The sequence below is a fragment of the Pseudomonas sp. DY-1 genome (assembly GCF_003626975.1).
Taxonomy (GTDB): domain Bacteria; phylum Pseudomonadota; class Gammaproteobacteria; order Pseudomonadales; family Pseudomonadaceae; genus Metapseudomonas.
The window spans coordinates 3,243,743-3,258,570 of the sequence record NZ_CP032616.1 but is presented as its reverse complement, the minus strand read 5'-3'; the positions used below and the strand labels follow the sequence as shown (position 1 = coordinate 3,258,570).

The following is a 14,828-nucleotide window of genomic DNA, read 5'->3' as shown; positions in this document are numbered from 1 at the left end:
CCCCCGCCCCTCTCCCCGAGGTAGAGGGGGGACTCGCACCGGAAGTGGCAGAACAATGCTGATGCGTGGGTATCGCCTGAAGGTTTGCAGAGGAGGTGGGGCAGCGACTCCGCCTCTTCAGTAAGCCCAGCGCAATGATGGAGGGAGGGCACCCCGGCGAAGCCGGGGCCGGATGCAGGGGCAAGCCCTTTGGCTTCTTTCCGGGTGCGGCCATCTGCCGATTGAGGAAGGGACTCGCCTGGGAAGACGAAACAGAAAGTGGAAGTCCACTCGGCAATGAACGGGTCACCTATGTCGAAGCCGACTCGTACCGGATTGCCAATCCGGTACGAGCTGAACACCCACAAAAAAGCCCGGCATTTGCCGGGCTTTCTCGTTGCTCTGTCGCTTACTTGCCGTAAACCGGCAGCTTGGCGCAGATGGCCTTGACCTTCTCGCGAACCGCGTCGATCACGGACTCGTCGCCCATGTTCTCGAGGATGTCGCAGATCCAGCCGGCCAGTTCGCGGCACTCGGCTTCCTTGAAACCGCGAGTGGTGACCGCCGGGGTGCCGATACGCAGGCCGGAGGTGACGAACGGAGAACGCGGGTCGTTCGGTACCGAGTTCTTGTTCACGGTGATGAAGGCGCGACCCAGGGCGGCGTCGGCGTCTTTACCCGTGATGTCCTGCTTGATCAGCGACAGCAGGAACAGGTGGTTCTGGGTACCGCCGGAAACCACGTCGAAGCCACGGTCGATGAAGACCTGGGCCATGGTCTGGGCGTTTTTCAGGACCTGCTGCTGGTAGGTCTTGAACTCAGGCTGCAGGGCTTCCTTGAAGCACACGGCCTTGGCGGCGATCACGTGCTCCAGCGGACCGCCCTGGGCGCCCGGGAATACAGCGGAGTTCAGCTTCTTCTCGATCTCTTCGTTCTTGCGAGCGAGGATCAGGCCGCCACGCGGACCGCGCAGGGTCTTGTGGGTGGTGGTGGTGACCACGTCGGCGAACGGAACCGGGTTCGGGTAGACGCCAGCGGCGACCAGACCGGCAACATGGGCCATGTCGACGAACAGGTAGGCGCCTACCTTGTCGGCGATGGCGCGGAAGCGCGGGAAGTCCAGAACCTGGGAGTAGGCGGAGAAGCCGGCGACGATCATCTTCGGCTTGTGCTCGACGGCCAGGCGCTCGACTTCGTCGTAGTCGATCAGGCCATTGGCATCGATGCCGTACTGTACGGCGTTGTACAGCTTGCCGGAGGAGCTCACGCTGGCGCCGTGGGTCAGGTGGCCGCCGTGGGCCAGGCTCATGCCGAGGATGGTGTCACCGGCATTGAGCAGCGCCAGGTAGACAGCGGCGTTGGCCTGGGAACCCGCGTGCGGCTGAACGTTGGCGTAGTCGGCGCCGAACAGTTCCTTGGCGCGGTCGATGGCCAGTTGCTCGACGATGTCGACGTATTCGCAGCCACCGTAGTAGCGCTTGTGCGGGTAGCCTTCGGCGTACTTGTTGGTCAGCACGGAGCCCTGGGCTTCCATCACCGCCGGGCTGGTGTAGTTCTCGGAGGCGATGAGCTCGATGTGCTCTTCCTGGCGCTTGGCTTCTTGCTCCATGGCGGCGAACAGGTCGGCATCGTAGCGGGCGAGGGTCAAATCACGGCTGAACATGGCGGTCCTCATAAGGATCGGTGCTAGGAAAGGGTCGCATTCTACCTGATAGGTCGCTGGCTGGCATATGAAGGTCGGTCATGTGACAGACAAGTGGCCCTCATGGCCAGCGCTTGTGCGGAACTGAACGCCGACTCAGCTGAGGATGAAGTTGGCACTGCTGCCGAACAGGTGCTCGAAGCGCGCCGCCGGCATCGGGTGGCCGAAGAGGTAGCCCTGGACTTCGTCGCAACCGTGTTCGCGAAGGAACTCGAGCTGGGCGTGGGTCTCCACGCCTTCGGCGATCACCGCCAGGTTCAGGCTGTGGGCCATGGCGATGATGGCGCGGGCGATCTGTGCGTCGCGCTCGCCATCGGGCAGGCCGTCGACGAAGCTGCGGTCGATCTTCAGTACGTCGATGGGGAACTGCTTGAGGTAGTTGAGCGATGAGTAGCCGGTGCCGAAGTCGTCCACTGCAATGCACAGGCCCAGGCGCTTGAGGTTCTCGAGGATGTCCATGGCTTCGGCCACGTCGCGCATCAGGATGCTCTCGGTCAATTCCAGCTCCAGACAGGCCGGTGGCAGGCCACTGTCTTCGATGATGGCGGCGATGCGCTCGGCCAGTTGTCCGTCGGCGAACTGGCGGGCGGAAATGTTCACCGAAATCTTCGGCAGGCGAATCTTCTCCTGGTGCCAGGCCTTGAGTTGGCGGCAGGCTTCGTTCAGTACCCAGTCGCCTACCTGCACCACCAGACCGAGCTCTTCCAGCACCGGAATGAACTCACCAGGCGGTACCAACCCGCGCTTGGGGTGGCGCCAGCGCAGCAGGGCCTCCACTCCGGTCAGGCGCTTGCCGTCGCCGGAGAACTGCGGCTGGTAGTAGAGAAGGAATTCGCCCTGCTCCAGGGCGTGACGCAGATCGCTCTCCAGTTCCAGGCGTTCCAGGGCGCGGGCGTTCATATCCGCCTGGTAGAACTGGAAGTTGTTCTTGCCGCGTTCCTTGGCGTGGTACATCGCCGTGTCGGCGTTCTTCATCAATTGGCTCAGCTCGCGGCCGTCCTGGGGCGCGAGGGCGATGCCGATGCTCGCAGTGACGAAGAACTCGCGGCCTTCAAGAACGAAGGGGCGGGCCAGGCTGTCGAGGATCTGTTCGGCGACATGCACGGCCCGGTTCAGGGCGCCTTCTCGGGTGGCGCGTGGCTGCAGCAGCAAGGTGAATTCGTCGCCGCCCATGCGCGCCACGGTGTCGTCATCGTGAACGCAGGCCGCCAGGCGCACGGCGACATCCTTAAGCATGCGATCGCCGGCGGCGTGACCGAGGGAGTCGTTGATCGGCTTGAAACGGTCGAGATCGAGGAACATCAGCACCACCCATTCCTGGTGCCGCTCGGCGTACTGCAGGGCCGTATGCAGCCGGTCCTGGAAAAGCGTGCGGTTGGGCAAGTGGGTCAGGCCGTCGTAGTAGGCCAGGCGATGGATGCGCTGCTCGCTGGCCTTGCGCTCGCTGATGTCGCTGAAGAAGCAGACGTAGCTGACCAGGTCACCGTCTTCGTCGTGCACGGCGGTGATGCCGACCCAGGCGGGGTAGGTGTCGCCTTCGTGGCGCTTGAGCCAGATCTCGCCTTCCCAACTGCCGCGCTGGTTGAGTTGGCCAATGATGTAGTTGAGCTGATTGGCCTGCTGGCGGTCGGCGGTGAGCATCGATGGCAGCTGATCCAGCACTTCGTCGGCCTTGTGGCCGGTAATGCGGCAGAAGGCTTCGTTGACCTGGACGATGTAACCCGCCGGATCGGTGACGAGGATGGCCGAGGTGGAGTGCTCGAACACCGTAGCCGCCATGCGCAGATCCTTGTCGGCGCGGCGTTGCTGGCTGATGTCCCGACCGACGCCGAGCATGCCTTCGAAGCGCCCGTATTCGTCCCACATCAGCATGGTGCGCAGTTCCACCGGGATCTTCTGGCCATCGGCACGCATGCAGTCGAAAAGGAACAGCCGCGCCGGCATCTGGTTGCGCAGTTCGGCCAGGCGCTGGGGGTTGCCCAGGGCGCTGCGAATCTGCTCAAGCTGATCGAACAGCTCGAGCATTTGCCGTGGGTCGGCCGCCATTCCCTGGAAACCGTTGGCGATGGCCCAGTCAGCGCTATAGCCGAGTACTGGCTGGACCGAGGGGCTGACGTAGTTGAGCTGTAGTTCGCTGTCGGTGGTGAAGATCACGTCGCTGATGCTTTCGGCCAGCATGCGGTAGCGGCGTTCACTCTCGCGCATGGACTCGGTGGCTTCGATTTGCTCGGTGATGTCTTTCGCCACGCCGATCAGGCGGCTGACGCGGCCCTTGTCGTCGCGGGCCAGGGCCTGCTCGCGCACATCGAACCAGTGCCAGCTTCCGTCCTTGTGTCGCCAGCGCAACTGGCACTGCAGAAGCATGCCATCGCCCACTACCTGCTGCAGGCTGCGCACGCGCCAGTACTGTTCGGCGTCGTCGGGATGTAGCACTTCCTCCCAGAAGCGCTCGCCCATCTTGCGCACATCTTTTCGGCTGTAGCCCAGCTGTTGGGCAAGGCGATTGTTGGTGAGCATCACCCGTTTGCTGATGATGTCGTGCACATAAAGGGTATCGGGCACCGCCAGCACCACGTCGGACCAGAATCGCTCACGTTCGATCAGCGACAGCTCGACCTGTTTGCGGCTGGTGATGTCGCTGATGCTGAGGGTGACGGCTTCGAGGTCCTGGATCATGTCCGGCAGGTGCAGCACCAGCCAGATGTGTCTCACCTGTCCCTGGGCCGTGACGATCTGGCTTTCCATTTCCAGGTGCCTGTTGCCTCCCAGCAGGGCGGCCATCACCTGGAAGCGGATGCCGCCCTCACGCAGTGGGTGCGTGCCGATCAACTGGCACCAGGCCTGCTCGCTGCTGCTGACTTCCAGCAGGCGCATGGCCACCTGGTTCACCTCGGTGATACGCAGCAGGCGCAGCGGTTCGGCGTGACGTTCGCGATTGTCCTTGAACCATGCCGCGAGGCTGGCGTGATCGCGCATACCTTGCTGGATCAGGTACTTGCGCAGATCGGCGAGGTCCAGCACGCAGAGCGCGATGCCGCTGCCCTCGAAGATGTCCTGGTAGCGACGCCGGGTTTCCTGCAGTACGCGCAGTGCGTGCTGCTCTTCAGTGACGTCGCGCACCACCCAGACATAGCCGAGCAGCTGGCTACCGTCATTGAGATCGTTACGGGTGACAGCCAGCAGGCGCGTCTCGCCGTTGCGCCGAAACTGCACCAGGTCCGAACCCAGTTCGTGGTCCAGGTTCGGCGCATTGAGCAGCAGCGGGTCCAGGCCCGGCAGCAGGGCCAGCAGGTGGTGGTCCTGGGCGGTTTCGCCGCTGATGCCGAACATGGTCTCGGCCTGGGGGTTGAGGTAGCTCAGGCGGCCGTCTACCTGGGTCACCAGCACACGCTCCTCGATCACACCAAGGGCACTGGCAGCCTGGCGCAGCGAGCGTCGTGATGCGGCGTTGAGTTCGCGCAGGCCGCGTTGCTCGCGCTGCAGGTAGTAGAGGGCGATCAACGCCAGGCTGGCGCTGATGAGGAACAGCAGCAGTTTGCTGAGCAGTTCAGGCAGCAGTCGGGCGCGTACCTGGCGCTCGTCGTGCAGCGCTCGCAATTGCCAATCGCTGTTCTTGAGCGCCGAAACGAGGATGGTCTGCCCTTCCTGCTCGGCGGTCACGGGCATCACGATGGGATTGCTGTGGCTGAATTTGCCGCTTTGCGCCAGGACCCGCTGCAGGAAATGGTCTTCCAGTAGCCAGCGGTAATTGCGGTCTTCGTGCTTGAGCAGCCAGGTGCGAATGGCCTCGGCGTCCAGGCGCAGGGCCCAGTAGCCGCTGGGCTCGGGCAGCGGCGACTGGCGCAGGATCAGGTAGACCTCGCCTCGACCCGCGGTGCTGAAGGCGAAGTGATAGGTCTGGCCCTCGCTACGCTGGGCCAGGCTGGCGAGGAACAGTTCATCGTCGCTGTCGGCCTGGGTATCTGCCAGTACGCCGCCATTGGGGTTGAGCCAGGCCAGGCTGGTGATCGCTGGCAGGATGGGGCGCACGAGCTCAAGTTCGGCCAGTCGCTCGTCTTCGACCTCGGGCCTGGTCGGTTGCTGGCGAAGCAGTGCAAGCACCGCGTCGGCCTTCATCTGCATGACCAGCTCAAGGTGGCTGGCCAGCTCGCGGGTCAGCGTGTAGTTGCGCTCCCGGGCGCCGTCCTGCAGCTGGCGGTACTCCTGATGCAGCTGCCAGAGGAGCAGTGCGAGCATCAGCAGCACGAGACCGACCAGCAGTCCCTTGACCGAGCCGCGCGCGGGCGCGCTGGCCAGGAGATGTCCTGGCTCATGCTGGGTTGGAGGGCGGGAGCTGACTGGCAAGCGTGGCGTTCCTGCTACTGCTCGATTGGCAGGTGACGGGGTGTCCCGTGCCACATGGGGCGCGGGGCGGCTAGCATGCCCTGAAGGCATGCAAAGTGCCAGTACGACCGACGAGTGTCGTTTGCCCTCCCCGGTGCATTCCGGTAGCTTTGCCGCACGCGCGCGGGAGCGCCTGTTCCCTGATAGTCGCTCCCCGCCTTATTCCACATTCGTCACAGCACCAAGGTCAGTCATGGCTCAATACGTCTACACCATGCACCGGGTCGGCAAGGTCGTGCCCCCGAAGCGTGAGATCCTCAAAGACATTTCCCTTTCCTTCTTCCCGGGCGCCAAGATCGGCGTGCTCGGTCTGAACGGCGCGGGTAAGTCGACCCTCCTGCGCATCATGGCCGGGGTGGATACCGAGATCGATGGTGAAGCCCGCCCGATGCCTGGCATCAAAGTCGGCTACCTGCCCCAGGAACCCAAGCTGGATCCGACCAAGACCGTGCGCGACATCGTCGAAGAGGCGGTGGGCGAGATCAAGCAGGCCCAGGCCCGCCTGGACGAGGTCTACGCCGCCTACGCCGAGCCGGACGCCGATTTCGATGCCCTGGCTGCCGAGCAGGCCAAGCTGGAAGCCATCCTCCAGGCCTCCGATGGCCATAACCTGGAGCGCCAGCTGGAAGTCGCCGCCGATGCTCTGCGCCTGCCGCAGTGGGACGCGAAGATCGAACACCTTTCCGGTGGCGAGAAGCGCCGCGTGGCCCTGTGCCGCCTGCTGCTGTCCGCCCCTGACATGCTGCTGCTGGACGAGCCGACCAACCACCTGGACGCCGACTCCGTGGCCTGGCTGGAGCACTTCCTCCACGACTTCCCCGGCACCGTGGTAGCCATTACCCACGACCGTTACTTCCTCGACAACGTAGCCGGCTGGATTCTCGAGCTGGACCGTGGCCACGGCATCCCCTTCGAGGGCAACTACTCCGGCTGGCTGGAATCCAAGGCCAACCGCCTGGCCCAGGAAGCCAAGCAGGAAGCCTCCCACGCCAAGGCCATGAAGGCCGAGCTGGAGTGGGTTCGCCAGGGCGCCAAGGCTCGCCAGTCCAAGTCCAAGGCGCGCCTGCAACGCTTCGAGGAAATGCAATCCCAGGAATTCCAGAAGCGCAGCGAAACCAACGAGATCTACATCCCGGCCGGTCCGCGCCTGGGTGACAAGGTCATCGAGCTGCACAACGTTACCAAGGGCTACGGTGATCGTGTCCTGATCGACGACCTGTCCCTGAGCATTCCGAAAGGCGCCATCGTCGGCGTGATCGGCGGCAACGGTGCGGGTAAGTCCACGCTGTTCCGCATGCTCACCGGTAAGGAGCAACCGGACTCCGGCACCATCGACATCGGCGAAACCGTGCAGATCGCCAGCGTCGACCAGAGCCGCGACAGCCTGGAAGGCACCAAGACCGTCTGGCAGCAGGTTTCCGACGGTTTCGAGCAGATCAAGATCGGCAACTATGAAGTCCCGTCGCGCAGCTATGTCGGCCGCTTCAACTTCAAGGGCGCCGACCAGCAGAAGTTCGTCAAGGACCTCTCCGGTGGTGAGCGTGGCCGCCTGCACCTGGCCCTGACCCTGAAGCAGGGCGGCAACGTGCTGCTGCTCGACGAACCGTCCAACGACCTCGACGTGGAAACCCTGCGTGCGCTGGAAGAAGCGCTGCTGGACTTCCCGGGCGCCGCCATCGTGATCTCCCACGATCGCTGGTTCCTGGACCGTATCGCCACCCACATCCTGTCCTATGAGGACGACGGCAAGGTGACCTTCTTCGAAGGCAACTACACCGAGTTCGAGGCGGACCGCAAGAAACGCCTCGGCGAGGCTGCCGCCCAGCCGCACCGGGTGCGCTACAAGAAGCTCGCCCAGTAATTTACCGGGCAGGCAGCAGAAGACAACGGAGCCCTTTGGCTCCGTTGTCGTTTCAGGAGGCTCCGTGAAGGGATTCAATCACTACCTGTTCTGGCTCTCGTCCCTGGCGTTGTTCGGGGTCTGCGGCCTGTACTTCTCGTTCTACCCGTCACCTGCCTGGAAAGCCGGTTCGGTCGGCTGTGCCCTCGTGGCTGGCAGCGGGCTGTACGCCTGGCTGGCCTGGCGGGAGCGTTTCGTCAGCCTCTTTCAGTTGGAAACCGACAGTGCGCGCTGGCAGCTACACGCTGTCCTGGGGTCGCTACTGATCCTGGTGGTCTGGGGCGCGCTGCAGGTGCCGGTGGCGGCGCTTTACACCCAGTGGCTGGGGGAGGACGCCGAGTTCGCGGCCAGGGTTCTGGACAAGGATGACGGCGGCCTCGGCTGCCAGTTCCGGGTGGAGCTGGTGCTGGACGACGCGGCAATGGGCGTCGGTGTCTGCGTTGCGGAAGATGTCTGGCATTCCCTGCCGGACCACGGCGCGGTAGTGCTGCGCGGCAAGCGCAGTGCACTGGGCATCAATCCCCGAGAGGTGCTGCGCACGTCGGCGGGGCGCTGAACCGTTCAGGCCCCGTCCCACGCCTTGGGTTACTTCACCTTGCGGTTGAGGTCTTCGACGCTGCGCTTCAATTGATCCATCTGGCTCTTTTGCTCTTCGACAGTGCGCTTGAGGCGATCCAGTTCGTTGGAGCTGCTGCTGGCGTGATCAGCTCGCCCAGCATCAAGACGCCAAGTGCCGTGTCAATGAATGTGCAGGGTTCGTTTCGCAGGCCGGGCATCCCTTGGACTCCTCAATGAGTGCCGATATGGCACATCGCGATGATTTCTCCTCGCGTCGCATGTTCCTGAGATGGCGAATTGTATCCAGTCGTGACTGGCAGCAGCGCCGGCATCGATGTAGCAATCAGGCATGAATGGTTGAGTGTCCGTTGTGGTGCGTTGATGCTTTGTGATGGTGCCTTCATGGCTTGAACGGGTGCGTTCTATGTGCCCGTGGAATTGGGCCTTTGGCAGGTAAGTTCACTGCGGCTGGTGAAGATTTATATTCTTTGCACCAAAAAGATTCATATATGCGTCATTTTGCCCTATCGAGGTGCTGCCTGGCTTGGTAGAGTCTCGCGCCATAAATTGTTCACAAAAGAAGAAATTGGTGAGAGTCATGACGCAATCTGTCGACGCCTTCCTGCTGCGCCTGAAGCAGCGCGACCCCGACCAGCCTGAGTTCCATCAGGCCGTGGAAGAGGTACTGCGTAGCCTTTGGCCGTTCCTTGAAACCCATCCACAGTATCTGGAGGCCGGCATCGTCGAGCGGATCGTCGAGCCGGAACGCGCCGTGCTGTTCCGGGTTCCGTGGGTCGACGACCAAGGGCAGGTCCGCGTCAACCGTGGTTTCCGCGTGCAGATGAGCAGCGCCATCGGCCCCTACAAGGGCGGCCTGCGTTTCCATCCCTCGGTGAACCTGGGCGTGCTGAAATTCCTCGCCTTCGAACAGGTCTTCAAGAACTCCCTGACCTCACTGCCCATGGGCGGCGGCAAGGGCGGTTCGGACTTCGATCCCAAGGGCAAGAGCGACGCCGAAGTCATGCGCTTCTGTCAGTCCTTCATGAGTGAGCTTTACCGCCATATCGGCGCCGACCTGGACGTGCCGGCCGGCGACATTGGTGTCGGCGCCCGCGAAATCGGCTTCCTCTTCGGTCAGTACAAACGTCTGTCCAACGAGTTCACGTCGGTGTTCACCGGCAAGGGCCTGGCCTACGGCGGCAGCCTGATCCGCCCGGAGGCGACGGGCTACGGTTGCGTCTACTTCGCTCAGGAAATGCTCAAAGGCATCGGTCGTGGCTTCGACGGCCAGCGCGTGGCCATTTCCGGCTCTGGCAACGTGGCCCAGTACGCGGCGCAGAAGGTGATGGAGCTGGGCGGCAAAGTGATTTCGCTGTCCGACTCCGAAGGCACCCTGTTCGCCGAGGCGGGTCTGACCGTCGAACAGTGGGAAGCAGCGATGGAGTTGAAGAACGTCCGCCGTGGCCGTCTCAGTGAGCTCTCCGCCCCGGGTCTGCGCTTCCTGCCTGGGCAGCGTCCCTGGGCCCTGCCTTGTGACATCGCGTTGCCCTGCGCGACCCAGAACGAGTTGGACGCCGACGATGCTCGCGCCTTGCTGGCCAATGGCTGTGTCTGCGTCGCCGAAGGCGCCAACATGCCGTCGACTCTGGCAGCAGTGGACCTGTTCCACGAAGCGGGCATCCTCTTTGCTCCGGGCAAGGCATCCAACGCCGGCGGCGTTGCTACCAGCGGCCTGGAAATGAGTCAGAACGCGATGCGCCTGCACTGGACCGCGGGTGAAGTGGACCAGCGCCTGCACGGCATCATGCAGAACATCCACCACGCCTGCGTGAGCTACGGCGAGGAGAACGGCCGGGTGAACTACGTGAAGGGCGCCAATATCGCCGGCTTCGTGAAGGTGGCTGATGCCATGCTGGCGCAAGGTGTGGTGTAACGCTGCTGTTTCCTGAGGCAGACCTCGTGGGGGCGAACTCATTCGCCAAGGGCAGCTTGGCTGCCCCCTTCAGGGGCTGACGGGCAGACCTTCGGCCTGCTTGGCGAATGAATTCGCCCCTACAGATTCTTTGCCGTCAATCCGGATGCAACGCCCTCCCCATGGCGTTGCTCCTGTCCCGTTCCCATTCATCGTCGTGCCGATCGCGGCGCCAATCCTCGTACTCGCGGCGTTCCTCGCTCTGCACTTGTGCCTGGCATTGGCGGAATCCATCGCTCCAGCCTTCGGCGTACGTTGCGTCCTTGAGATAGCGCGGTACGTCCTTGCGGAATTCTCCGCTGATGGTTCCGGCGGCCTGGCGGCCGCTGCTGCAGCCATCGGCGAAACCGTCGGCGAATGCAGGTGGATAACCCTGGGCGATCAGGTGGTCATGGGTGGACTCACACCCTGCCAGCAGGCTGCTGATGAGTATGAAGAGGGCGGCGTGACGCGACGCCATGTTGACTCCCGTGCGCCGGGAAGCGGGCGCACGCGCAATGGGGGTTGCGAGCGACTCTAGCGCGAGGCGCGTGATGAAAACGTCAAGGCGCTCAACCCTTGACGCAGACCACCTGGCGCAGGGTGTGCACGACTTCCACCAGGTCGCGCTGGGCTGCCATCACGGCGTCGATGTCCTTGTAGGCCATGGGGATCTCGTCGATCACATCCTTGTCCTTGCGGCATTCGACATGGGCGGTGGCGCGGATCTGGTCTTCCACCGTGAACAGTTTTTTTGCCCGTCCACGGCTCATGGCCCTACCGGCACCGTGGCTGCAGGAGCAGAAGGCGTCTTCATTGCCGAGGCCACGTACGATGAAGCTCCTGGCGCCCATCGAGCCGGGAATGATGCCCAGTTCGCCCTTCTGCGCTGACACCGCACCCTTGCGCGTCACCAGTACCTCGTGGCCGAAGTGCCGTTCTTTCTGCACGTAGTTGTGGTGACAGTTCACCGCTTCCAGGCTGGCCTCGAAGGAACGCTTGAGCGCCTTGCGGGCAGCCTCGATAACCGCCTGCATCATCAGCGAGCGGTTCTGCCGGGCGAAGTCCTGGGCCCAGCCCACGGCTTCCACGTAGTCGTCGAAGTGTCGACTGCCTTCCTCGAAGTAGGCCAGGTCCCGGTCGGGCAGGTTGGCGATGTGTTGGCGCATGTCGGCCTGGGCCAGTTCGATGAACAGGGTACCGATAGCATTACCGACCCCACGCGAGCCACTGTGCAGCATGAACCAGACTCGGTCGGTTTCGTCCAGGCAGACCTCGATGAAGTGATTGCCGGTTCCCAGGGTGCCCAGGTGATGCCGGTTATTGGTCTTTTCCAGGCGAGGGTACTTCGCGGTAATGGCCTTGAAACGTCGGGCCAGCGGCCGCCAGGCCTGGTCAGCGATGTCCGGTACATCATCCCAGGCGCCCTGGTCACGCCTGCCGAAGGTCTTTCCGTGGGGGACCGCGCGTTCGATGGCGCTGCGCAGGCCGTGGAGATTGTCCGGCAAGTCGCGGGCGTGCAGGGAGGTGAGGGCGGCGATCATCCCGCAGCCGATGTCCACGCCGACCGCTGCGGGGATGATGGCGCCCACGGTGGGAATCACGCTGCCGATGGTCGAACCCTTGCCCAGGTGAACGTCGGGCATCACCGCCAGGTGCTTGAAGATGAAGGGCATCTTCGCGGTGTTGATCAACTGCTGGCGAGCTTCGTCCTCCACCGGCACGCCCTGCGTCCAGAGGCGAATGGGTTTGCCGCCGGCCACTTCCAGCAGTTGTGAGTTGTTCGGTTTCATCGGTGCTGCCAGGTAGGAGTGGATATCTATTGTGGGCCTGTCGGGGCAGGTCGGCGACGCATCTTACAGATGGCTGCGCCGGCGGTAATCGCTGCCGCCGCCGTGACAAGGCAGGCACCTTGGGATGGGACGCGCGGCGTTTCTTTGAGGTACGAAACCCATCAATAGTGATACCACTTCAGTTCGAGCATCACTTCGTTCACTGGCGCGGCAAGCTGGCTGAACTCCCGCTGTGCTGTCAGGCGCAAGCCGAGGTTGCGGTAGATGTCCCATTGCTGGTTGAGGGAGAGCCGGCGGCGGACTTCACCGTTGTGGAAGTAGTCACCGGCCGCCTCCAGGCTGAGGCTGCCCAGCGGGTTGTGCCATAGCAGGCCGGTGTTGAAGCCCGCTGCAGTGGCGACGAAGGGGGCGAAGTCCTCGTTGTGCTCGATGCGAGCAGTTGCCAGGGCAAATCCGAGGGCGTCTTCATCAAGCTGCCAGGAGCCACCGACACCACCATTGAGATGGCTGACCAGGCGTTCGTCGCCATCTTCGCCCAGCACGCGCTCTAGTCCACCGGCCACTTGCCAGGACAGGGGCTTGAGCAGTTCCCCGCGTGGGGTCAGTGAACGGATGGTGGCCAGGTCCAGGCGCTGCAACTGCCAGTGGCTGTCCTCGTACTGGCGCAGCTTGAGCTGGAGGATCTCGATCTGCGCACCCAGCGGGAAACCTGACAGGTTGTCGTTGAGGTCGTGATAGGCCATGCGCAGGCCGTACTCGGCGAAAGCACGGTCCTCACGGGTACCAGCGCCCAGTTGCCAGGTACGCGATTCGTGGCCCTCCTCGGGCAGCCCGGGGCGGTCCAGACTCAGCTCCGGCGGCGGATTGCGATTGATGCTCCGCAGCAGCTTGTAGCTGCGCGTGGCGTTTTCGCTGCTGCGCGCTTCCCCGGTCGCGCGGTAGCGAACCAGGCGGAAGGCGGCGTCCTGGATCAGGGCACGGCGTGGAGCGGGCAGGGCGAGGAAGTCCGGGGCATCCAGCAGCTTTTCGTTTTCGGCCAGCTGGCGTACCCATTGTTGCTCGGCATGGTTCAGCGGCTCGGCGCGTGCCAGCAGTTCCTTTTCTCGCGAGGGACGATAGTCGATCGATTCCACCAGGCCGGCCTGCTTGACCGCGCGCACGGTATCGGTGGGGATGGCGGTAATCGGGAACTGGTCTGTGAGCTCGATTCCAGGGCGGGCGATCTCCAGCAGTTCCAGCAGGCGGTAGGAGCAGTTCTCGTCGAAGAAGTAATAGTCGAAGCGGATCTGCTTGAGCTCCCAGACGTGCTCCACCATGCGCCCGGTTTCCTCGGCGGTGAGGTTCAGGCGGTACTCCCAGAGGTCGCGGTTCTCGAGGCGGCTGTACTCCTTGAGCTTGTCGCGGTAGGGCACCAGGGCGAACAGGCCGGGGTAACCCCCCATCAGGCCCTTCCAGGCGTAGAGGATGCTGTTGTCCGCCCCTTCGATGAATGCGCCGAAGTTCAGCGCATAACTGAGCATTGCCGTGTTGTTTTCGTGGATGTCCGGCTGGTCGATGCGCAGCAGCGTGTGGCCGAACATGGACGAGGGGCTGTTCAGGTAGGCGGCGGGGAATACCAGAACGGTGCTGTGCGGGTTGATGTCGGCGTACCAGGCCTTGTATTCGCCGCAAACCGGCTGCGGCAGGTCGCTGAGCTGGAGCTGCTCTCGAAGCCAGCGGGTGCGAGCGGGGTAGACACATTGCGGATGCTTGTCGCCTTGATCGGTCGCCGTGTAGAGGGCCGTCAGGGTGGCACGTAGCTCGGCTGCCGGGTCGCTCGCTCCCTCTTCGGCGAGGAAGAAGTCGGGATCATCCACATAGCTGCGCCAGCCACCCAGTTTTCCGGTCTCGTAATGGCCGAGGGCAATCCAATAGGGATTGTTCGCCAGCGCCTCGAGGCGCTCGGCTGAGATCTGGGGAGTGGCGTGGGCGTTGATCCAGGTGCACAGGGCGAGGTACGGGAAAATCCGTTTCAAGGGCGCAGCTCTTCCTGGTGAGAGATTCGCCCGGAGCTTTGGGTAACGCCGGGGCGGGTGTCAAGCAAGGTTAAGACGTGCATTTGCGCAAGTTTGCACAAGCGGGGTGCAGGCTGCGTTACAGCGTCCACACTTAGGGAGTGAACAGGGGAGATTCCAGCATGAATACCACCGACCCTCGGGCCGCCCTCGACGCCCTGATAGTGGAATACACCGCACGCGCCAATTCGATTCGCGAAGACCTGGCCAGTAGCCACTCACCGGATTTCGCCGAACAGGCGGGGGAGCGCGAGAACGACGAAGTGCTGACGGCCATCCTCGCCGAGACCGAGGCTGCCCTGCGCCGTGTGGGCATGGCCAAGCTGCGTCTGGCGGACGGCAGCTACGGCTACTGCCAGCGTTGCGGCGAGCCCATAGAGCCGGCGCGACTGGCGGTGCTACCTGCGGCCGAGTACTGCCTGAGCTGCGCTGACCTGCCCCATTGAAGACCTCTGGCGTTATGCCTTGCCAGTGATGTCAGGGCGGCGCCAGAATGCGGCCATTGCTT

At 63.4% G+C, this 14,828-nt stretch carries 9 protein-coding genes; 4 read left to right on the top strand and 5 right to left on the bottom strand.

The genetic code is table 11. The annotated features are described in order from the left end of the window. Positions 1–388: 388 nt before the first annotated feature. Positions 389–1,642: a serine hydroxymethyltransferase gene (gene glyA / locus D6Z43_RS15355; protein WP_120653015.1), complete on the bottom strand. Its 1,254-nt coding sequence runs from the start codon at positions 1,640–1,642 to the stop codon at positions 389–391. Positions 1,643–1,777: 135 nt separating this feature from the next. After that, on the bottom strand, positions 1,778–5,917 hold the full coding sequence (locus D6Z43_RS15350) for an EAL domain-containing protein (protein WP_120655276.1): 4,140 nt from the start codon (positions 5,915–5,917) through the stop codon (positions 1,778–1,780). 340 nt (positions 5,918–6,257) lie between these two features. Between D6Z43_RS15350 and ettA the strand changes: the two genes are divergently transcribed. The 3 genes from ettA (at position 6,258) to gdhA (ending at position 10,455) form a co-directional block, all read left to right on the top strand. After that, positions 6,258–7,925 carry an energy-dependent translational throttle protein EttA gene (gene ettA, locus D6Z43_RS15345; RefSeq protein WP_120653014.1) on the top strand — a complete coding sequence of 556 codons (1,668 nt, stop codon included), beginning with the start codon at positions 6,258–6,260 and terminating at the stop codon, positions 7,923–7,925. Between the two features lie 64 nt (positions 7,926–7,989). Further along, positions 7,990–8,520, top strand: a complete 531-nt coding sequence (locus D6Z43_RS15340; RefSeq protein WP_120653013.1) for a hypothetical protein — start codon at positions 7,990–7,992, stop codon at positions 8,518–8,520. A 600-nt stretch (positions 8,521–9,120) separates the two neighbouring features. After that, a complete protein-coding gene (gene gdhA, locus D6Z43_RS15335) occupies positions 9,121–10,455 on the top strand; it encodes an NADP-specific glutamate dehydrogenase (protein WP_120653012.1) in 1,335 nt (444 codons plus the stop codon). 136 nt (positions 10,456–10,591) lie between these two features. On the opposite strand, the gene D6Z43_RS15330 is transcribed toward gdhA, so the two are convergent. From D6Z43_RS15330 to D6Z43_RS15320, 3 genes are all read right to left on the bottom strand, one after another. After that, positions 10,592–10,954 carry a hypothetical protein gene (locus D6Z43_RS15330; RefSeq protein WP_120653011.1) on the bottom strand — a complete coding sequence of 121 codons (363 nt, stop codon included), beginning with the start codon at positions 10,952–10,954 and terminating at the stop codon, positions 10,592–10,594. 91 nt (positions 10,955–11,045) lie between these two features. After that, complete coding sequence (locus D6Z43_RS15325) at positions 11,046–12,266, bottom strand: RtcB family protein (RefSeq protein ID WP_120653010.1); 1,221 nt, start codon at positions 12,264–12,266, stop codon at positions 11,046–11,048. A 161-nt stretch (positions 12,267–12,427) separates the two neighbouring features. Then, a complete protein-coding gene (locus tag D6Z43_RS15320; RefSeq protein WP_120653009.1) occupies positions 12,428–14,281 on the bottom strand; it encodes a DUF4105 domain-containing protein in 1,854 nt (617 codons plus the stop codon). Between the two features lie 161 nt (positions 14,282–14,442). Here D6Z43_RS15320 and D6Z43_RS15315 point away from each other — a divergent pair, with 161 nt between their 5' ends. Beyond that, the gene (locus D6Z43_RS15315; RefSeq protein WP_120653008.1) at positions 14,443–14,766 is read left to right on the top strand and encodes a TraR/DksA family transcriptional regulator; all 324 of its coding nucleotides are present in this window, start codon (positions 14,443–14,445) and stop codon (positions 14,764–14,766) included. Positions 14,767–14,828: the final 62 nt, after the last annotated feature.

Excerpts from the sequence above, each read along its gene's own strand:
- gdhA (WP_120653012.1), top strand. The coding sequence starts at position 9,121 with ATGACGCAATCTGTCGACGCCTTCCTGCTGCGCCTGAAGCAGCGCGAC.
- D6Z43_RS15325 (WP_120653010.1), bottom strand. The coding sequence starts at position 12,266 with ATGAAACCGAACAACTCACAACTGCTGGAAGTGGCCGGCGGCAAACCC.
- D6Z43_RS15350 (WP_120655276.1), bottom strand. The coding sequence starts at position 5,917 with ATGCTCGCACTGCTCCTCTGGCAGCTGCATCAGGAGTACCGCCAGCTG.
- D6Z43_RS15315 (WP_120653008.1), top strand. The coding sequence starts at position 14,443 with ATGAATACCACCGACCCTCGGGCCGCCCTCGACGCCCTGATAGTGGAA.
- glyA (WP_120653015.1), bottom strand. The coding sequence starts at position 1,642 with ATGTTCAGCCGTGATTTGACCCTCGCCCGCTACGATGCCGACCTGTTC.
- D6Z43_RS15330 (WP_120653011.1), bottom strand. The coding sequence starts at position 10,954 with ATGGCGTCGCGTCACGCCGCCCTCTTCATACTCATCAGCAGCCTGCTG.
- ettA (WP_120653014.1), top strand. The coding sequence starts at position 6,258 with ATGGCTCAATACGTCTACACCATGCACCGGGTCGGCAAGGTCGTGCCC.